At 72.2% G+C, this 18,535-nt stretch carries 17 protein-coding genes; 8 read left to right on the top strand and 9 right to left on the bottom strand.

Features of this window, described 5'->3' with window-relative positions:
- Positions 1–33: 33 nt before the first annotated feature.
- From COUCH_RS00335 to COUCH_RS00320, 4 genes are all read left to right on the top strand, one after another.
- The gene (locus COUCH_RS00335; protein ID WP_249610122.1) at positions 34–1,116 is read left to right on the top strand and encodes a hypothetical protein; all 1,083 of its coding nucleotides are present in this window, start codon (positions 34–36) and stop codon (positions 1,114–1,116) included.
- 353 nt (positions 1,117–1,469) lie between these two features.
- Entirely contained in the window at positions 1,470–1,862 is a 393-nt protein-coding gene (locus COUCH_RS00330; protein ID WP_249610121.1) for a hypothetical protein, read from the top strand.
- A gap of 57 nt (positions 1,863–1,919) precedes the next feature.
- Positions 1,920–2,297 (top strand): ArsR/SmtB family transcription factor, encoded by a 378-nt coding sequence (locus COUCH_RS00325; protein ID WP_014440216.1) that lies wholly within the window; start codon positions 1,920–1,922, stop codon positions 2,295–2,297.
- 339 nt (positions 2,298–2,636) lie between these two features.
- The gene (locus COUCH_RS00320) at positions 2,637–3,308 is read left to right on the top strand and encodes a class II aldolase/adducin family protein (RefSeq protein ID WP_249613503.1); all 672 of its coding nucleotides are present in this window, start codon (positions 2,637–2,639) and stop codon (positions 3,306–3,308) included.
- A 165-nt stretch (positions 3,309–3,473) separates the two neighbouring features.
- Here COUCH_RS00320 and COUCH_RS00315 read toward each other — a convergent pair whose 3' ends face one another.
- The 4 genes from COUCH_RS00315 to COUCH_RS00300 form a co-directional block, all read right to left on the bottom strand.
- On the bottom strand, positions 3,474–4,316 hold the full coding sequence (locus COUCH_RS00315; protein WP_249610120.1) for a DedA family protein: 843 nt from the start codon (positions 4,314–4,316) through the stop codon (positions 3,474–3,476).
- A 54-nt stretch (positions 4,317–4,370) separates the two neighbouring features.
- Complete coding sequence (locus tag COUCH_RS00310; RefSeq protein ID WP_249613502.1) at positions 4,371–6,866, bottom strand: polynucleotide kinase-phosphatase; 2,496 nt, start codon at positions 6,864–6,866, stop codon at positions 4,371–4,373.
- 65 nt (positions 6,867–6,931) lie between these two features.
- On the bottom strand, positions 6,932–8,356 hold the full coding sequence (locus COUCH_RS00305; RefSeq protein WP_249610119.1) for a 3' terminal RNA ribose 2'-O-methyltransferase Hen1: 1,425 nt from the start codon (positions 8,354–8,356) through the stop codon (positions 6,932–6,934).
- Positions 8,357–8,398: 42 nt separating this feature from the next.
- A complete protein-coding gene (locus tag COUCH_RS00300) occupies positions 8,399–8,590 on the bottom strand; it encodes a hypothetical protein (protein WP_249610118.1) in 192 nt (63 codons plus the stop codon).
- 169 nt (positions 8,591–8,759) lie between these two features.
- On the opposite strand from COUCH_RS00300, the gene fbaA reads away from it, so the two are divergent.
- Together fbaA and COUCH_RS00290 are read left to right on the top strand one after the other, a co-directional pair.
- Complete coding sequence (fbaA, locus tag COUCH_RS00295) at positions 8,760–9,785, top strand: class II fructose-bisphosphate aldolase (protein ID WP_249610117.1); 1,026 nt, start codon at positions 8,760–8,762, stop codon at positions 9,783–9,785.
- 102 nt (positions 9,786–9,887) lie between these two features.
- Positions 9,888–10,418, top strand: a complete 531-nt coding sequence (locus COUCH_RS00290; protein ID WP_249610116.1) for a hypothetical protein — start codon at positions 9,888–9,890, stop codon at positions 10,416–10,418.
- A 5-nt stretch (positions 10,419–10,423) separates the two neighbouring features.
- On the opposite strand, the gene COUCH_RS00285 is transcribed toward COUCH_RS00290, so the two are convergent.
- Together COUCH_RS00285 and COUCH_RS00280 are read right to left on the bottom strand one after the other, a co-directional pair.
- Positions 10,424–10,693, bottom strand: coding sequence for a hypothetical protein (locus COUCH_RS00285; protein WP_249610115.1), 270 nt, complete (start codon positions 10,691–10,693; stop codon positions 10,424–10,426).
- A 32-nt stretch (positions 10,694–10,725) separates the two neighbouring features.
- Positions 10,726–11,913 carry an LOG family protein gene (locus COUCH_RS00280; RefSeq protein ID WP_249610114.1) on the bottom strand — a complete coding sequence of 396 codons (1,188 nt, stop codon included), beginning with the start codon at positions 11,911–11,913 and terminating at the stop codon, positions 10,726–10,728.
- Between the two features lie 18 nt (positions 11,914–11,931).
- Between COUCH_RS00280 and COUCH_RS00275 the strand changes: the two genes are divergently transcribed.
- Together COUCH_RS00275 and COUCH_RS00270 are read left to right on the top strand one after the other, a co-directional pair.
- Positions 11,932–12,915 carry an ADP-ribosylglycohydrolase family protein gene (locus tag COUCH_RS00275; protein WP_249610113.1) on the top strand — a complete coding sequence of 328 codons (984 nt, stop codon included), beginning with the start codon at positions 11,932–11,934 and terminating at the stop codon, positions 12,913–12,915.
- A gap of 89 nt (positions 12,916–13,004) precedes the next feature.
- On the top strand, positions 13,005–13,427 hold the full coding sequence (locus COUCH_RS00270) for a DUF3151 domain-containing protein (protein WP_249610112.1): 423 nt from the start codon (positions 13,005–13,007) through the stop codon (positions 13,425–13,427).
- Between the two features lie 37 nt (positions 13,428–13,464).
- On the opposite strand, the gene COUCH_RS00265 is transcribed toward COUCH_RS00270, so the two are convergent.
- The 3 genes from COUCH_RS00265 to COUCH_RS00255 form a co-directional block, all read right to left on the bottom strand.
- Complete coding sequence (locus COUCH_RS00265; RefSeq protein WP_249613501.1) at positions 13,465–15,060, bottom strand: chromosome partitioning protein; 1,596 nt, start codon at positions 15,058–15,060, stop codon at positions 13,465–13,467.
- A gap of 1,166 nt (positions 15,061–16,226) precedes the next feature.
- Positions 16,227–17,192, bottom strand: a complete 966-nt coding sequence (locus COUCH_RS00260; protein ID WP_249610111.1) for a diacylglycerol kinase family protein — start codon at positions 17,190–17,192, stop codon at positions 16,227–16,229.
- 17 nt (positions 17,193–17,209) lie between these two features.
- Positions 17,210–18,508, bottom strand: a complete 1,299-nt coding sequence (locus COUCH_RS00255; RefSeq protein WP_249610110.1) for an adenylosuccinate synthase — start codon at positions 18,506–18,508, stop codon at positions 17,210–17,212.
- Positions 18,509–18,535: the final 27 nt, after the last annotated feature.

The raw sequence follows: 18,535 nt of genomic DNA, 5'->3' as shown, positions 1-18,535 counted from the left end.
GTTCGTCCGCAACGGATCACCCGGGAGACGGTCATGTCGTACGCAGTTCAGCCGCCGCTCGCCGCCGCGCCCCCACCGGCCGCCGCGCCACGCCGTCCCACCTCGGTGGCGCTCGCGTCGGTGCTGCTGATCGTGATGGCCGTGGCCGGTCTCGCGTACGCGGTGGCCACGCTGGCGACGGCCCCCGGCACGGTGGACCGCTTCCGGTCCGCGGCCGGCGCCGGTGACGACGTCGACGGCTACGTGACCGTGGTGTGGATGGGCGCAGCCCTGGCCGCCGTGCTGGCCGTGCTCCTCTTCGCCCTGTACGTGGTGCTCGCCCTCGGTCTGCGCCGCGGCAGCAACGGCTTCCGCATCGCCACGCTGGTGGTGTGCGCGCTCGGCCTGCTGGCCGGCTGCGCCTCGGCCACGACGGTCGGGATACAGCGCAGCGGGGACTCCGTACCGGGCTCGCTGGGCGCGGCGCTGACCGACGCGTACCCGGCGTCGTGGATCCCGCTCAACATCGGCCTCGCCATCGCCCAGATCGCCGGGTACGTGCTGGTCGGGGCGCTGCTGCTCGCGGCGCCGCGGGAGTTCTTCGGCCGGCCGTCGAAGCCTGCGCCGCCGGACCCCTTCGCCGTGAACTCCCAGCTCCCGCCCGCCGGGTACGCCCAGCCGGGCTACTACGGCCCACCCCAGCCCGTGTACGGCGCGCCCTACCCGTCGGCACCGATGGCGCCCTCACCGGCTTACCCGGCGCCGGCGCCGGCGCACCCGGAGGAGCCGAGCCCGTGGGCGCCGCCCCGTCCGGTCGCCCCGGCCGCACCCTCGCCGGCCGCACCGTCGCCGGCCTCCGCGCCGACGGTCGGGCAGAACATGCCGGCGGTCGGGCAGAGCCCAGAGTCCGCGCCGCCGGTCCAGGAAGCGATGCAGCCGCCAGCAGCGTGGAAGCCCGTCCCGGCCCAGGAGGCCGAGCCGCAGGCCGTCACCGAGGACGGAGTCGTCAGCGCTTCGCTCGTCGACCAGCCCGGCCCTGCGGAGCCCGGCGCCCACCGGACATCCGCGGGCCGTCACCCGGACGGGTCTCCGGAGCGTGACACGGACGAGGGTTTCTCTGCCCGTCCGTCCAGCTGACGGGGGACGGGACATCGATGGTCGTACGTCACCCGAACGGGTAGCGTTGGTGGCCGAGGGTCTGCCTGCCTTCGCTTTCCGGATCGGCTTTTCCGGAAGACGGCCAGACGTGTCGCGATGACATCGGTGTCAGTGCGTACGCGTTTGATGACCGTCCATGAGTCGCAGCCCGGTGCCCGCGCACGGGAGAAGTGGTTTGAGCTGCGTCTATGTGTCCCCGAAAGGGGCTGCGAGGTGTGCTTCAGTTAACAATATTTCCTGTTGCGCTCACGTTTAGGCGAGGGTCAATAGTTCCTTTCCGCCCCGCCAGGGCAGAAGGTTCCGGTTTTCGTCCAGCCAGTACTCTCGATGTCATGGAAGCCCACGACGACCTGCGTAAATTCATCACTGAATTGCCCGTCGCGCAGCGTTGTGCCGTGCTTTCATCGGGTCGTGAAGCTGACTGTGACGTCGCCCTACGCCGTGTGACGGTGCAGGACACGGCGGTTCCGGCGACCGGGCGGGTGCCGGGCGGTCGTCGTACTGATCGCGACATGGAAATGTGGGACGGCTCACTCCGGGGGCGGGGATCGAGGAGCTCGACCGCGTTGGACAGCGACCAGACGGCGGCTGAGGCGTTGCAGGAGGCAGAGACCGAAGTCGGTGTGGTGGGAATGGTCGATCGGGGTGCGGACGCTGCCGTGCGGGGTGCCGGACAGACGTACCGATCGGCCTACCGTTCGATCGACTTCGGCCTTACGGCCTGAAAGTCAGCCGGTTCGTTCCTGCGCACATGCAGGAGAATCGATGCAGTTGGTGGAAGGATGGAGATCGTGGGAACTGCGTTGGCGGAAATGACAATGCCTCAGATCTCGCCGCTGGCCGGCGAGCCTATTGAACGTGCCGACGCCGAGCGGCTGGCCGGGGTGCTGAAGGCACTCGCGGACCCGGCCCGGCTCCGGCTGCTCAGCCTGATCCAGTCCGCGACGGACGGCGAGGCGTGTGTCTGCGACCTCACCGCGCCGCTCGGGCTGTCGCAACCGACGGTGAGCCACCACCTGCGGATCCTCACGGAGGCTGGGCTGCTGGAGCGGGAGAAGCGGGGCGTGTGGGCGTACTACCGCCTGGTCCCGACGGCGATCGCGACGATCGCGGACCTGCTCACCCCGCCGCGCAAGCGCGCGACCAAGAAGGCGCGCTGAGACAGGCGTAGGTCAGGAGGAACGGCACCCGGCCCGTCCGGGAGCCGCAGCACCGTTTCGGTCCTCGGGCCGGGTGCACAAGAAGCCCGCTGGAGACCGGGCGGGCCACGGGCAGGCCCGCCCCAACCGGTCGGTGAAGCAGGACCCGCGCGACAGGCGCGGTGCGACGTGAGACCCGTGCGAAGCGGGTGAACGGCAGGGCCCGCGCGGATGAGCGCGGGTGACGGGACGCCCGCTTCGGCGGGAAGGTGCCTGGCGTCACCGAAGCTGACGTGACGCCAGGCGGGACACCTCCATCAGGATCCACCCCCGGGACCCGAGGAGCGACTCTTGAACTACGTGTCCGGTGATCTGCGCGACCAGCTCGCGCACGTGGGTTACGACGTGGTCCAGGCCGGCCTGGTCTGCGGCTCGGGCGGGAACCTCTCCGCCCGCATCCCGGACGAGGACGCGTGCTGGGTCACGGCGAGCGGCGCCTGGCTGGAGCGGCTGAGCCGCAACTCCTTCGCGGCGATCCGGATCTTCGACGGCGCGCCGGCGTCGCTGGGCGGCGGGGGGTTGCCCGCGCCGCGGGTCGAGCCGACCAGTGAGATCGCGCTGCACCTGGCGATCTACCGGACCAGGCCGGACGTGAAGGCGATCGTCCACCTGCACCCGCAGACCGCGCTGCTGCTCGACGCCCTGGGCGAGCACATCCGCATCATCACCACGGACCACGCGTACTACCTGCGCCGGGTCTCGACCGTGCCGTTCCGGATGCCCGGCAGCACGGAGGTCGCGGCGCTGACCGCGGCCATGGCGGCGGACGGTACGAACTGCCTGGTGCTCAGCCAGCACGGCTGCGTCGTGCTCGCCGACAGCGTCGAGCTGGCGCACAAACGCGCGCGGAACCTCGAGGAGGCCGCGCAGCTCACCTATCGGGCGCTGACGCTGGGCCGCCTCGACAATCTGCGCGAGGTGCCGGAGCAGTTCCTGGACCGCCTGGCCGGCCCTGCGCCGGTCTCCGTGTGACGGACGCCGCGTCGCCTGGCCTGGCCTGGGCGCAGGGCCGCCGGGTCTGAGCGCAGGGTCGTCGGGCTTGAGCGCAGGGCCGATGGGGCGGCCGCAGCGCCGCCCGGGCCGGGCGGCGGGATCGTCAAGCTGGGGGAGAAACCCGGCGGGCCGGGCGGGGGATCGTCAGGCCGAGTGACGCGGCCGGTGGTGGCGGTGGTCGTCCTCGTCGTCGCGGTCGGCGAACTCCTCGGCGATGCCCGCCACCGTCGCGGCCGCGACCACGCCGATCGCCGTGGCCGGTCCCGGGTCCTCCATCGGCGCGCCGGAGCCCTTGCCGGGCGTGATGCCCCGCTTCTTGGCCCGCCGCTCGCGGAGGATCTCGATGAGGATCGGCAGCACCGAGATCAGCACGATGAGGGCGACGACCGGCAGGATGTAGTGGTCGATCTTGTCGCCGATGGTCTCGTAGATCTTCCGGGCCAGCAGGTAGCCGACCAGGATCACGCCGTCGCACCACAGGATCGCGCCGACGATGTTCCAGATGAGGAACTTGCGGGCGGGCATGCCGAGCGTGCCGGCCACCGGGTTGAGGAACGTCCGGACGATCGGGATGAAGCGGGCGAGAACCACCGCCTTCGCCGGACCGAACTTCTCGAAGTAGTACTCGGCCTTCTCGACGTACTCGCGCTTGAACAGCTTGCTGTCCGGGCGTTCGAACATGCGCCGGCCGTACTTGGCGCCGAGGAGGTGACCCAGCTGGGCGCCGATGATCGCGCAGAGCGGCGCCCCGATCAGCAGACCCGTGATCGAGATGCGGGTGCCGTCGCCGAAGATCGAGTCGGCGACCGGGGACGCGGCGACGCCGGCCAGGAACAGCAGGGAGTCTCCGGGGAAGAAGAAGCCGACCAGCAGGCCGGTCTCCGCGAAGAGAATCACCCAGACGCCGATGAGCCCGAAGGTGTGCAGCAGATCCTTCGGGTCCATCGGGTTCAGGGCGAGCTGTTCGGTCAGCGCACGGTAGGTCACGACATGGAAGGGTACCGGCCCACGCTCGGGGGGTGCCTGTATGAATGCTGTGTATTACAGGCGCGGATCGACCGGCTCCGATTCGGCCGCGAGGATGGCGAACACCAGCTCGTGGATGCGCCACAGCGGCGCGCCCTCGGCCAGCCGGTCCAGCGCTGCCAGGCCCAGGCCGTGCTCACGGAGGGCAAGGCCACGCTTGCGCCCCAGCTGCCGCTGCCGGAGCCGATCCAGCTGCTCGGGACGGGTGTACTCCGGGCCGTAGATGATCCGGAGGTACTCCCGTCCCCGGCACTTGACGCCCGGCTGCACCAGTCGCCCCTTGGCGTCGGTCGCGCCGAGGCCGGCGTACGGCTTGACGACCATGCCCTCGCCCCCCGAGGCGGTGAGGTCGAGCCACCAGTCGGTCGCATCCCGCTCGGAGGCGGCGTCGCCGAGGGTCACGACGATCCGCCGCGTACGCGTGAACAGCTCCGGATCGGCCGCGACGAGCCGGTCCGCGATGTCGAGGTGCCAGCCGTGGTCCTTGTCCTTGAAGCTCACGCCCGGCGCGGCGAGCACGGCGAACGGCGCCAGCGTCACGCCGGTGAGCCCGTCGACCGGCCGGACGTACGCCCGGTAGGCCGCCGAGTACGCGTCGATCTCGGCCGACCGCAGCTCGATCCGCTCCCGCAGCTCGGCCACGTCGAGCCCCCGCGCGGCGACATCGTCCAGCACCGACAGCGCAGCCGGCAGCGCGGCTCGCCCGGCGGCGCCGACGCCCGCGTACCGCTCGCGGATCAGCCCGCCCGCCTTGGCCGACCAGGGCAGCAGCTCGGTGTCGAGCAGCAGCCACCCGTCGTCGAGCACGCCGGCCCGTACGGCGGCCGCCCGCACCTTGTCCAGCAGCGCGGTGTTACGGGCGGCGTCGAAGAACGGCCGGCCCGTACGCGTCCAGACGGCATCCCCGGCGCCGTCCCGTGAGACGCGGACGACCGCACGGGAGCCCATGTGCTTCTCCTCGCACACGACCGTGCCGACGCCGGCCGCCCGCAGGTCAGCGAACGCCGTGGAGGGGTGCTCGAGGTAACCCTCGACCGTGGCCGTCGAGCACGGCGCCATGGTCGGCGGCAGCCACACCAGCGTCTCCGGGGCCAGCGCGAAGCGGCTCATCACCTCCAGCGCCGCGGCGGCGTTCTCCGCGGCTACCGTCGTCCGGCCGTACCCGTAGTCGAGGTGCCGCCGGCCGGTCACGTCCGCGAGGTCCAGGCCCTCGTCGGGCCTGGTGGAGACCGCCACGAGCGGGCGGGCGGGGGCGTAGTACTCCCGCGCCGCCGGGACGGAGACGAGCTCGCGCGACGGCCAGCGCAGCGCGGTCAGCTTGCCGCCGAACACGCACCCGGTGTCGAGGCAGATCGTGTTGTTGATCCACTCCGGCTCCGGCGTGGGGGTGTGGCCGTACACGACTGCGGCCGTACCCCGGTAGTCGCGCGCCCAGGGGTAGCGGACCGGGAGGCCGTACTCGTCGGTCTCGCCCGTGGTCTCGCCGTAGAGCGCGAACGAGCGCACCCGGCCCGAGGCCCGCCCGTGGTACGCCTCCTTGAGCCCCGCGTGCGCGACCACGAGCCGGCCGCCGTCGAGCACGTAGTGGCTGACCAGGCCCTCGATGAAGGCGCGCACGTCGGCCACGAACTCCGGCGGCTCGGCGTCGAGCTGCGCCAGCGTCTCCGGCAGCCCGTGGGTGAGCTGGACGTTGCGGCCGTTCAGCTTGCGTGCGAGCTTCTGCTCGTGGTTGCCCGGCACGCAGAGCGCCGTACCGGCGGCGACCATGCCCATGACCAGGCGCAGGACGCCGGGGGAGTCCGGGCCGCGGTCGACCAGGTCGCCGACGAAGACCGCCGTACGTCCCTCCGGGTGCACGGCGTTGTCGCGGGTCACGGCGTACCCGAGCTTCATCAGCAGGGCGACCAGCTCCGCGTGGCAGCCGTGCACGTCGCCGATGATGTCGAACGGCCCGGTGAGCTCCCGCTTGTCGTTGAACAGCTTCTCGTAGCGGATCGTCGCGGCGGCGATCTCGTCCACGCCGCGCAGGACGTGCACCTTGCGGAAGCCCTCACGGGTCAGCTGCCCCAGCGAGCGGCGCAGGTCGCGCTGCATCCGGGTCAGGACCTGGCGGCCGAACGTACGGTCCTCGCGGGCCTGCGTACGCTCCCAGGCCAGCGCCTCCGGCACGTCCAGGACCACCGCGACCGGCAGCACGTCGTGCTCCCGGGCGACCTTGACCAGCCCGGCGCGCGCGTGCGGCTGTAGGTTGGTGGCGTCGACGACCGTGAGCCGGCCGGCCCTGAGCCGCTTGGCGGCCACGTAGTGCAGCACGTCGAAGGCGTCCGAGGATGCCGACTGGTCGTTCTCGTCGTCGGCGACCAGGCCGCGGAAGTAGTCGGAGGAGAGCACCTGCGTGGGCGCGAAGTGGGTGCGCGCGAAGGTGGACTTGCCGGATCCCGAGACGCCGACGAGCGCGACGAGGGCCAGCTCCGGGATGTCGATCTCGGTCACGCTGTGCTTGATGGGCATGCCCTCCCTGCCCTCACGGTCCAGGTCGTGGCCGGCCGCCGGCAGGAAACGTTCGGTGCGGTCCGTCATGCCGGGTCCTTCCTGGTGAAGACGGCCATCTGGGTGGGGGTTCCGTGGGTCTCGTCGGGCTCGCCCACGCCGGAGAGCGCCACGTCGTACCCGTGCGCCGCCGCGGTCTTCTGCGCCCACTCGGCGAACTCGGCGCGTGTCCACTCGAAGCGGTGGTCGCTGTGCCGCATGCCGGCCAGGCCCTCGTACAGCACGTTGTACTCGGCGTTCGGCGTGGTCGCGATGACCGTCGCCGGGTGGGCGTGCCCGAAGACCGAGGCCTCGAGCGCGGGCAGCCGCGGGGGGTCCAGGTGCTCGATCACCTCCATCAGCACGGCGGCGTCGTACCCCTTCAGCCGGTCGTCGCGATACGTGAGGGCCGACTGCCACAGCGTCACCCGATCGCGCTGGCGTTCCGGGAGCTGATCCAGGCGCAGGCGCTTGTGGGCCAGGTCCAGGGCGCGCGCGGAGACGTCCGTACCGACGATCGCGGTGTAGCGCTTGTCCTTGATCAACGCGCTCAGCAACGCACCGCCGCCGCAGCCGAGGTCGAGCACCCGGGTCGCACCGGATCCGGCCAGCGCGGCCAGCACCGCGTCGCGGCGCTGCTCGGCGAGCGACTGCCGGCGTACGGCGGGCAGCTCGGCGTCCTCGTCGGCGGCCGTGTCGGCGGGCGCGTCCACGGTGTCGGGGTCGTCCCGGTCCAGCAGCTCCAGCGCGCTCGCGGCCAGTGACCGGCGGTGCGCCAGATAGCGACGGGTGATCAGCACCTTCTCCGGATGGGCGGCCAGCCAGCCCTCGCCCGCGCGCAGCAGCTTGTCGATCTCGTCCGGCGCGACCCAGTAGTGCTTGGCGTCGTCGAGGACGGGCAGGAGCACGTACAGGTGGTTGAGCGCGTCGGCCAGGCGCAGGGTCCCGGTCAGCGTGAGATCCGCGTACGGGCTGTCCCCGGCCAGCGGATGGCCCTCGGGCACCTTGTCCAGCGGGATCGGCGTGACCGTCACGTGCCAGCCCAGCGGCTCGAACAGCGCCGCGGCGTCGCCCTTGCAGCGCAGTACCGGCACGCGGATCTCCAGCGGGATCGCCGCGCCGGCCAGCTCCGGGCGGTCCCTCGACTCACCGCGGAGCGCGCTGCGGAAGACCTTGGCGAGCGCGCCGGCCAGCAGGCTGGAAGCCGCGTACGGGCGGTCGTTGACGTACTGCCCGAGCGCGAACGACTCGGGCGCCGCCTGCTGCCGGCGACCACCCCGGCCGGCGGCCAGCCGCTGCGGATCCACGTCCAGCAGCAGCGCCGCCGTGCACCGCTCGTCGGCCGCCTCGGGGAAGAGCACGTACGCCGTACCCGTCGGCACGTCGAAGGCGTGCACCTTCGCCGGGTGCTTGACCAGCAGGTAACCGAGGTCGGTCGCCGGCCGGTGGGTGGTCGTCAGAGTGAGCAGCACCGACCGATGATCGCAGCGACGCGCACACCGCCGCGACGCAAATTACCGGTAGTCGTCCTCCATCTCGACGACGCGGCTCTGTTCCTGCCGGTCCCACTCGGAGACCTCGATCGCCTCCGGCGCCTCGGCCTCCTCGGTGTCCTCGTCCAGCCAGGCCGGCGCCGCGTCCCTGGCCTGCTCGGCCGCATCCACCTCGGGGGTCTCCAGGTCGATGTCGTTCCCGGGGTACGTCATGACGAACTCCCTTCCACCGTCAGGGGCAGCATCAATGGTGCCCCGTCCCCCGCCGTGACGGTACGTAAACCGGGGTGATTACCACCGGCGCCCGCGGCTGCGGAATACTGCCTGATGGAGGACAGCGCGGTCCTGCCCTCTTCATGCCAGAGAATCAAGGAGCGCACCGATGCCCATCGCTTCCCCAGAGGTCTACGCCGAGATGCTCGACCGCGCCAAGGCCGGCGCGTTCGCGTACCCCGCGATCAACGTCACGTCCTCGCAGACCCTGAACGCGGCCCTGCAGGGCTTCGCGGAGGCGGGCAGCGACGGCATCATCCAGATCTCCACCGGCGGCGCCGAGTACGTGTCCGGCCCGACCGTGAAGAACATGATCACCGGTGCGGTGGCGCTCGCCGAGTTCGCGACCGAGGTCGCCAAGAACTACCCGGTCAACATCGCGCTGCACACCGACCACTGCCCCAAGAACAAGCTCGACGGGTACGTCCGCCCGCTGCTGGCCATCAGCAAGGAGCGCGTCGCCAACGGCAAGGCCCCGCTGTTCCAGTCGCACATGTGGGACGGCTCGGCCGTGCCGGTCGACGAGAACCTGCAGATCGCCGAGGAGCTGCTGGCCCAGGCCGCGGCCGCGCACATCATCCTCGAGATCGAGGTCGGCGTGGTCGGCGGCGAGGAGGACGGCGTCTCCGCCGCGATCGACGACAAGCTGTACTCGACCGTCGAGGACGGCCTGGCCACCGCCGCCGCCCTGGGCCTGGGCGAGAGGGGCCGCTACATGACGGCCCTGACCTTCGGCAACGTGCACGGCGTCTACAAGCCGGGCAACGTCAAGCTGCGCCCGGAGATCCTCAAGGAGATCCAGGAGGCGGTCGGCGCCAAGTACGGCAAGGAGAAGCCGTTCGACCTGGTCTTCCACGGCGGCTCCGGCTCGCTGCTCTCGGAGATCCACGGCGCCCTGGACTACGGCGTGGTGAAGATGAACATCGACACCGACACCCAGTACGCGTTCACCCGCCCGGTCGTCGACCACATGCTGAAGAACTACGACGGCGTGCTGAAGATCGACGGCGAGGTCGGCAACAAGAAGGCGTACGACCCGCGCGCCTGGGGCAAGCTGGCCGAGAACGGCCTGGCGAAGCGCGTCGTCGAGGCGTGCGAGCACCTGCGCTCGACCGGCACCTCGCTCTCCAAGTAAGCACGTCGGCGGCCGGTCCCCATTCGTGGGGGCCGGCCGCTCTCGTGTTGCAGGGTCCCGCTCGGCCGTGGGTACCATCGTCGTCTGCTGTTCACGGAGGCGGTGATCTTGCTCGGCATCGAGGGTTACGACCCGGAATGGCACCACGACGCCGTCGCGCTCGCCGCCGTCCACAGAGCACGGTTCACCCGGCTCATCGGCACCAAGCTGCTGCACGGCTGGCTCATGTGGGACATGTCCGAGCGCGGCTGGTTCGCCGACGGGCCGGTGATCCTGGGCTTCGGCGGGACCAACGTCGAGATCACCCACCGCAAGTTCGACGAGTGCGCCATCACCTGGGACCAGGTGGACATGACCGCGCCCATCGACTGGTACGCGACCGGCATCCAGCTGGACTGGCGCGCCGATCCGCACGCGGCGCTGCGCAACGCCCGCGGCCGGATCCTGCGCGAGGTCAACATCATCGAGCGTACGACGCCGGCGAAGTGGCACTCGGGCTTCCTGCACGCGGTCGAGTTCCTCTTCGACGGCGCCCGCCTGGCGATCTACAACGCGATGGACGAGAACGGCCTGACCGACGTGCCGGAGATGGAGCTCCCGGTCACCAGCTGGCGCCGCGTCCACGTCGCCTGAGCGGCTCAGTCGCCGCCACCACCGCCGCCGTCGCCACCCCCGCTGTCGCCGCCCCACGAACCGCCGTCGCCGCCCCACCCGCCGCCGTCGTGGCCGTGGTGGTGGCCGTGGTGCCCGTAGCCGGCCGGCCCCGCGTCGTAGGCGGCATCGCCCACGGTCCCGCCGCCCCAGCCGCCACCGTGCACCCGCCGGGACCGGTCACCGCTCCGGCGCGCGCCGGCCGCGGCCACCGCGACCACCACCAGCAGGAACACCAGGAACAGGATCATCGCCATGACCGCAGTGTGCGGGACCGGTGCCGGCGCTGTCAGCCGACCGGGGCGCTCAGCGCGGCCATCGCCTCGTCCAGCGAGTCGGTGACCACCAGCAGGTCCGACTGGTCGCCGTGCGGGGACTTCGCCAGCAGCGGCCGCAGCAGGGCCTCCACCGGCAGCTCCGCCCAGTGCGCCACCCCGAGGAACACGAAGGCGCCCGACGGGCCGTCCGTACGGTAGAAGGTCTTCGTGGCCGCCTGGAACACCTCCTGCACCGTGCCCGCCCAACCCGGTGCGAACACGATGCCGCCTCGGGACAGCCGCAAAATCGAGTCCTCGCGGACCGCGTTGGAGAAGTACTTGCCGATCTGACCCGCGAAGAGGTTCGCCGGCTCGTGCCCGTACAGCCAGGTCGGCAGGGCCAGGCCGCCGTGCGTGAGCCGGCCCACCACGTCGTTCGCACCGGCGACCGGCGCCGGGAAACGCTCCCGCACGGCCAGCGCCGCCGCCGTGTACGGGTCGTGATCGAGGAACACCGGCGCCGGCGCGAGCATGTCGATCGCCTCGGCGAGCTCCGCCTCGGGCCGGGTCGCGAAGTACGCGCCGAGGTTCGCCGCCTCCATCACGCCCGGGCCGCCGCCGGTCACGATCAGTCGCCCGGCCGCGGCCAGGCGGTGCGCCAGCGTTGCGGCCATCCGGTACGCCTCAGAGCCCCGCGGCTCGGCGTGCCCGCCCATGATCCCCACCGCGCCGTGGCTGCCGTTCGCCGCCAGCCACGCCGTCAGCGCCTTGCCCAGCGCGTTGTCGATGCCCGCGTCGTGCAGCCGCTGCGCGATCGCCTCGCGCAGGTCCGGCGTCGCCCCACCGTGGTCGAGGAAGTGCTGGTAGATCCGGGTGTCGAACATGCCGGCGAAGCCGCCCTCGGCGAACCCGGCCGCCAGATCCTCGGCGGTGTAGAGCAGCGCCGGATGCGTCGGGTACGGCCGCTCGTCGAACGGCGGGATCAGGTGGGCCCCGCGGCGGATCAGGTCCACCTCGACCTCGGCGCCGGCGAACTGGCACCCGACGAAGAACGTCCCGGAGACGTCGATGCCGGTGAAGTCCGGCGGATCGGTGTCGAGCCGCAGCCCCAGCACGATCAGGCCCGCGAGCGACCGCTTGGCGAGGTGGACGTCGAACTCGGCGCGCGACTCGACCTCGAACTCGGTGGCGTCGAACGGGTGTGCACGGTCTCCGAACATCACCGTAGGGTAGCCACCGTGCGAAACGCGTCGGGATCGTTGTTCGGCCTCGCGTACGGGGACTCGCTCGGCAAACCCACCGAGTTCCAGGACTACGCGACGATCGTCGCCCGCCACGGCCCCGGCGGTCCGCGGGAGCTCGAGGGCGACCCGGCGCTGGTCACCGACGACACGCAGATGATGCTGGCGGTCGGCGAAGCCCTGGTCGCGGCGCCGGAGCTCACCCCGGACGGCTACGAACCGGTGCTGCGGAAGGCCTTCCTCGACTGGGCCGCCAGCCCGGACAACAATCGTGCGCCCGGCATGACGTGTCTGCGCGCGTGCGCGGAGCTGGCCGACGGCAAGCGGTGGCAGGACGCGTCGCAGATCCACTCGAAGGGGTGCGGGGCGAACATGCGGGTCACCCCGCTGGGCCTGGCGCCGGGGCTGACCGAGGACCAGCGTGCCGGCGCCTCGCAGCTGCAGGCCGGGCTCACCCACGGGCACCCGACCGGGCTCGCGGCGAGCGAGCTGACCACTCTGGCCGTACGGTGGCTCGCCGACGGTCTTGATCCTCAAGGTCTTCTCCCGGCTCTCCGGGCGCGCTGCGTGGGGCAGGGCTACCGCGAAGAGTGGCTCGGTGACCTGTGGCGACGCTCGGGCGCGGAGAGCCCGGCGGCGTTCATCGCGGTCGGCTGGGCAGAAACGGACGCCGCGCTGGCCCGGGTGGAGACGGCCCTGCGCCGCGGCGATCTGGGCGGGGACCCGTGCCTGGCCACCGGCGAGGGCTGGATCGCCGAGGAAGCGCTGGCCACGGCCCTGTACTGCTACCTGATCTCGCCGGACGACCCGGTGGCGGTGCTCGGGCGCGGGGCGGCCTCGTCCGGCGACTCCGACTCGATCGCCTGTCTGGCCGGGGCATTCGCGGGCGCGGCGCTCGGCATGGCCGCGTGGCCCGAGGAGTGGAGCGGGCGCATCGAGTACGCCGACCGGCTGCGCGCCCTGGGCGACGCCTGGGACTGATCGCCGGCCGCTGCGGTCTTCGGGGCGGCGTACGGCACTGATCGGGATCCGCCAGGAATGATCTCGGCGGCTCCGGGTTGAATGTGGTCATGCAGAATCTCCTCCCCGAGCCTCCGGCGACGCGCCTGCCCGCCGACGAGGCAGCCGACCGAGCGCTGGCCGAAGCGGCGACCACCGGCACCGCCGACGCGTACAAGGAGGTGGCGGCGCGGTTCCCGGCGTACAGCGGCGGATGGGCGGCCCTCGCCGAGCTCGCGCTGGCCGAGAAGCAGGCCGTCACCGCCTACGCGTACGCCCGCACCGGCTACCACCGCGGCCTCGACGCGCTGCGCCGCAGCGGCTGGAAGGGGCACGGCCCGGTGCCCTGGTCGCACGAACCCAACCAGGGCTTCCTGCGCTGCCTGCACAGCCTGTCGCTGGCGGCAGCGGAGATCGGCGAGGCCGACGAGGCGGCTCGCTGCGCCCAATTCCTGCGCGACAGCGACCCGGCCGCGGCCGACGCCCTCTCCTGACCGACCCCGTGGAAGGGTCAGGCCGGGCCTGACCCTTCTACAACCCCTCCGCGACCGCGGCCGCGATCTTCAACCAGGAGTCGCGCGTGCCGCTGGAGAGCTGCCCGTAGCGCAGCGGCTCACCCGAGTCGATGAGCTTCTCGTACGGCGCCAGCAGCACCGCCCGGGTCCGCGCCGCGAAGTGCCGCTGGATCGCCGGCAGGTCGATGTCCTTGCGGGTCGGCGGCATCGTCACGACGCTCACCGCCTGCCGGACGAGCCGCTGCCGGCCGCTCTGCTCCAGGTGGTCGAGCATGCGCGCCGCGGTCTCCGCCGAGTCGTTTCGGGCCGACATGGTGATCACCAGCTGGTCGGTGGCGTCCATCGCCGCCTGCCAGTTCTGCGCCCGTACATTGTTCCCGGTGTCGACGAAGATCAACTTATAGAACCGGCTGACGATCTCCCGGATCTCGGCGAACGCGCTGGCCGTGAGCATCTCACCGGCGGTCGCGGACTCGTCGGAGGCGAGCACGTCGAACATGCCCTCGCCCTGCGCCCGCACGTACTGGGACAGATCACCGACCCGCCCGTGCGACCCGCGGAACAGGTGCAGGTCCCGCATCATGTCGCGGACCGTACGCGCATGGAAGTCCTGCTGCGCCCGCATGCCCAGCGTGCCCTGGGTCTCGTTGTTGTCCCAGGCCAGCACGTACCCGCCGCGCTTCTGCCCGAACGTCATGGCGAGGAGGAGCACGGCCACCGTCTTGCCGGCGCCGCCCTTCGGGTTGACCACGGTCACCTGCCGCAGCCCGCCGAAGTTGCGCCGGACCATCTCGACGTCCTGCTTGTACTCCTGCTCCCGCTTGCCCGGCGCCAGCCGGACCAGGCCCATCGTGCCCTTCTGCACCAGCGCCCGGGCACCCATGGTCGCCACCGGCTCGGCCGGCTTCGCCAGCCGCCGCCGCGCGAACTCCTCGGCGGTCGGCGTCCCGTCGGACACCCACGGCAATTGCTGGTACGGGTCGACCGGCGGCGGATTCGGCCCGGGCGGCTGCTCAGCGCCGTGCGGCGGCACGACGGCCGGCGGGTACGGCCCTGCCACGGGCCGCGGCGGCTGGCCGTTGCCCGTCCAGGGCGCCGGAGGTCCGGGCTGGTACGGGTTCGGCTGCTGCGGGCCGGGGTGTTGCGGGCCGGGGTGTTGCGGGGGCTGGCCCTGGGTGGGAGGGATCGGTTGCGGGGGCAGCGGGCCGGGGTAGGCGCCGGGCTGACCGCCATGCTGAGGTCCCGGCTGGGGTCCCGGCTGGGGTGGCGCGGCGTGCAGGCCGGGTCCCGGCTGCGGCGACATGGCACGCGGCCCTGGACCGGGCTGCGCCGGGACGGCCTGGGGACCGGGGCCGGGCTGCTGCGGGGCAACCTGCGGGCCCGGACCGGACTGCTGCGTCGGCGGTGCGACGTGCGGCCCTGGGCCTGGCTGCGCCGGCGGTGCGACGTGCGGTCCCGGGCCGGGCGGCTGCGGCGGTGCGACGTGCGGTCCCGGGCCCGGCGGTGCGACGTGCGGTCCTGGGCCGGACGGCTGCGGCGGTGCGACGTGCGGTCCCGGGCCTGGCTGCGCCGGCGGTGCGACGTGCGGTCCCGGGCCGGACTGTGGTGGCATGGCGGGGCCGGACTGCGGCGGGACGGGCTGGTTCGGCGCCTGCGTGCGGGGTGTGTCCGGGTTGACCGGTCCCGGCCGGTACACGGCCCCGGAGGTGTCGGGCTCGGGTTCGTTGGCGCTCTGCCGGGCCGGCACGCTCGCGCTGCCACTGGTGCGCGTGCGCTGGGGAAGTTGTCCGGATGGCGTGGGCTGCTGGTCGGCCTTCTCCGGTTTGTCCGTCGCGGCCGGGGTCGGCCGGGCCGGCGGCTGTGCCCACGGAGAATCCGTCGACGCCTGCGGCTGAGCGGCATCCCCAGCCCTCCCGGCCTGCGCGGCCGACGTCCCGGCCTGCGTGCCGATCTGAGCTGCCGACGTCCCGGCCTGCGTGCCGATCTGAGCTGCGGGCCTCCCGGCCTGAGCTGCGGGCGTTCCGCTCTGAGCTGCGGGTGGTCCGGCCGGCGTGCCGCTTACCGTGCCCTGCTTGTCCGGGCCGGAGTCCTGCCCGGTCCGGACGGCGTTCTGGTCGGCCGCGTCACCGGACCGGACCGTGGCCTCCGCGGATCGGGCTCCCGCCGACCAGGCGGACAGGTTCGGGCCCGGCTGAGCCACCGCGCCTCGGAACAAGCTGGGATCCGGACCGGCCACGGCCGATGCCGCACCAGCACTCGACGGGCCTGCGGCGCTCGACGGGGAATCGGCGGCCGGCGCCGGGCCGGGTGTGGCGGCGCCGGACGAAACGGACGCCGATGCGGAGAAGTGGCCGGCGTCGCTCGGGCCGGGCACCGATGCAGTCTGTGACCAGGGCCGGCCCGTGGCGTCCGGGCCGGGAGGCTGCACCGGCAGGCGCGGCGCCGGGGCGGGTGTCGGCCCCGGGTTCGCCGGTGCCGGGTGGTCCGGCGGAGTGGGCGCGCGGTCCACCGGCCGGTAGACCGCGGCATCACCCTGGTGCGGTGGCGCCGGGGGTGACGGGAGCGGGAATGCCGGCGACGCCTCGTGCGGCACCGGCCTGCCACCGTGCACCGGAGCGCTCAGCTCCTCCGGCGGCCAGAACGGTTCGACGTCCCGGTCGGGTGGTGAGCCGTTCGTGCCCGGGACGTAGACGCGGTCGGCGTTCTCGTCCTCCACGGATGCGACCTCCCCGTAAAACGGTCTCGTACCTGCGTGCTACTTCAGCCTCGCACAGACGCTCATGCTGCGTACACCGCCCAGGCGCCGGGCTCGGTCCACCATGAACGTTTGCGGTTCATCGATCCGCCCACGCCGTCGTCGAGGAACTGCAGTTCGCCGTCGCGGGGGAGCACCGACACCGCTCGGCCGCGGGCACGGCGCACTTCCACGCGTACGCGAGGCTTCCTGAAACGCTGCTTGACCACGACCGGGACCGCCACCGCGACCTCGACCCGGCCGTCGGTCGGATCGCCGTCGGCGAGCAGCCGCAGCCCGTCGAACTCTGCGTAGGCACCGCCGTTGCCGATCGCGCAGGCGATGATCCCCTCCGAACCGTCGGACAGCACCGCGTCGTCGACCTCGACCCGTCCGCGCCACGGCACGGCGCGTCCGGCCTCGTCCACCCCGCCGACGAGCGCACCGTCCACAGTGACCGATCCGCCGTCGTTGCGCAGCAGGTCGAGGCGGCGCACCTTGCCGGCCAGGACGGCCGCGGCCACCTCCGCCGGATCGCGGGGCAGCCCGAGCTGGGCGGCCAGGTCCCCGGTGTTGCCGGGATCCAGCGGCAGGATCGCCACCGGCGGCAGGTCCGGGACCGTACGGTTGTCCGCCAGGTCGGCCGGCCGCTTGCTCGGCGGCGGCGCGTACCGCCGGACCAGCCGTCGCATGACGGCCCGCAACTGCCCGTCGGTCGCGGTCGCGACGATCAGGCGCAGCTTGCTGTCCGCGTCGGGCCAGGCCAATCCATCGGTACGGGCCTCAGCATCGAACCGGGCGATGACGGCGTCGATCTCGGCGTCGGACGAGGCCACGACGGTCTCGACCCGCGCGCCCGCCTGCGTCAGCGCCTCGGCGCACTTGAGCACCGGAACACGCGGCGTCTCACAGGTTTCCTTCTCGGCCGAACCGCACCCGCCGCACGCCGAACCGCACGCGCCGCCGCCGGTGGAGCCTTCCGCGAGGCTGAGCAGAATCACGTCGTACACCGATCAGCCCTCGTCCGTCATCGCCGGGCCTCGCTGAGGATGGGGTGGCGCTCGATGACCTCTTCGCGGCCCGGGCCGACGCCGACGACCGAGATGCGGGCGCCGATGCGGCTCTCCACGAACTCGACGAAGCGCTGCGCGTTCTCCGGCAGCTCGTCGAAGTGGCGGGCGCCGCTGATGTCCTTCTTCCAGCCGGGGAGCGTCTCGTAGATCGGCACGGCGTGGTGGAAGTCCGACTGGCTGACCGGCATCTCGTCGTGCCGTACGCCGTTCACCTCGTACGCGACGCAGACCTCGATCTCGTCCAGTCCGTCGTAATTGTCCAATTTGGTCAGCACGAAGTCGGTGACCCCGTTGATGCGCTGCGCGTACCGGCCCATCACCAGGTCGAGCCAGCCGATGCGGCGCGGGCGGCCCGTGGTGGTGCCGTACTCGTGGCCGACCTCGCGCAGGTAGTCGCCGGTCTGGTCGTGCAGCTCGGTGGGGAACGGGCCCTCGCCGACGCGGCTGGTGAACGCCTTCAGGACCGCGACCACCCGATCGACGCGGGTGGGCGGGATGCCAGAGCCGGTGCAGGCGCCGCCGGCCGTGGCGTTGGAGCTGGTCACGAACGGGTAGGTGCCGTGGTCGACGTCGAGCAGCGTCGCCTGGCCGGCCTCGCAGAGCACGACCTTGCCGTCGTCGATCGCCTGCGACAGCTCCAGCGCGGTGTCGCTCACCATCGGCCGCAACCGTTCCGTGTACGAAAGCAGCTCCGCGATCACCTCATCGGGCTTGATCGCGCTGCGGTTGTAGATCTTCGACAGCACCTGGTTCTTGAAGGACAGCGCCGCCTCGACCTTCTGCCGGAGGATCGACTCGTCGAACAGGTCCTGGATGCGGACGCCGAGGCGGTTCATCTTGTCCGCATACGTCGGGCCGATGCCGCGGCCGGTCGTGCCGATGCGCCGCGCCCCGAGGAACCGCTCGCTCACCTTGTCCAGCGACCGGTTGTACGAGGCGATGACGTGCGCGTTGGCGCTGATCCGCAGGCGGGAGGTGTCGATGCCGCGCGCCTGGAGGGCGTCGAGCTCCTCGAACAGCACGGCCAGGTCGACCACCACGCCGTTGCCGATCACCGGGGTCACGCCGGGGGTCAGGATGCCGCTGGGCAGCAGGTGCAGGGCGTACTTCTCGCCCTTGATCACCACGGTGTGGCCGGCGTTGTTGCCGCCGTTGAACTTGACCACGTAGTCCAGCCGGTCGCCCAGCAGGTCCGTCGCCTTGCCCTTGCCCTCGTCGCCCCACTGGGCGCCGACCAACACGATCACCGGCACTTGATGACGCCTTCCGTTGAAACACGT

Source organism: Couchioplanes caeruleus, from assembly GCF_023499255.1.
GTDB lineage: Bacteria > Actinomycetota > Actinomycetes > Mycobacteriales > Micromonosporaceae > Actinoplanes > Actinoplanes caeruleus_A.
Note: the sequence above shows the minus strand (reverse complement) of the source record. Positions and strands in the feature narration are given on the sequence as shown.

Coding starts and splice junctions, on each gene's coding strand:
- COUCH_RS00335 (WP_249610122.1), top strand. CDS start 34: ATGTCGTACGCAGTTCAGCCGCCGCTCGCCGCCGCGCCCCCACCGGCC.
- COUCH_RS00330 (WP_249610121.1), top strand. CDS start 1,470: ATGGAAGCCCACGACGACCTGCGTAAATTCATCACTGAATTGCCCGTC.
- COUCH_RS00325 (WP_014440216.1), top strand. CDS start 1,920: ATGGAGATCGTGGGAACTGCGTTGGCGGAAATGACAATGCCTCAGATC.
- COUCH_RS00310 (WP_249613502.1), bottom strand. CDS start 6,866: ATGCCCATCAAGCACAGCGTGACCGAGATCGACATCCCGGAGCTGGCC.
- COUCH_RS00300 (WP_249610118.1), bottom strand. CDS start 8,590: ATGACGTACCCCGGGAACGACATCGACCTGGAGACCCCCGAGGTGGAT.
- fbaA (WP_249610117.1), top strand. CDS start 8,760: ATGCCCATCGCTTCCCCAGAGGTCTACGCCGAGATGCTCGACCGCGCC.
- COUCH_RS00285 (WP_249610115.1), bottom strand. CDS start 10,693: ATGGCGATGATCCTGTTCCTGGTGTTCCTGCTGGTGGTGGTCGCGGTG.
- COUCH_RS00280 (WP_249610114.1), bottom strand. CDS start 11,913: ATGTTCGGAGACCGTGCACACCCGTTCGACGCCACCGAGTTCGAGGTC.
- COUCH_RS00270 (WP_249610112.1), top strand. CDS start 13,005: ATGCAGAATCTCCTCCCCGAGCCTCCGGCGACGCGCCTGCCCGCCGAC.
- COUCH_RS00265 (WP_249613501.1), bottom strand. CDS start 15,060: ATGCCACCACAGTCCGGCCCGGGACCGCACGTCGCACCGCCGGCGCAG.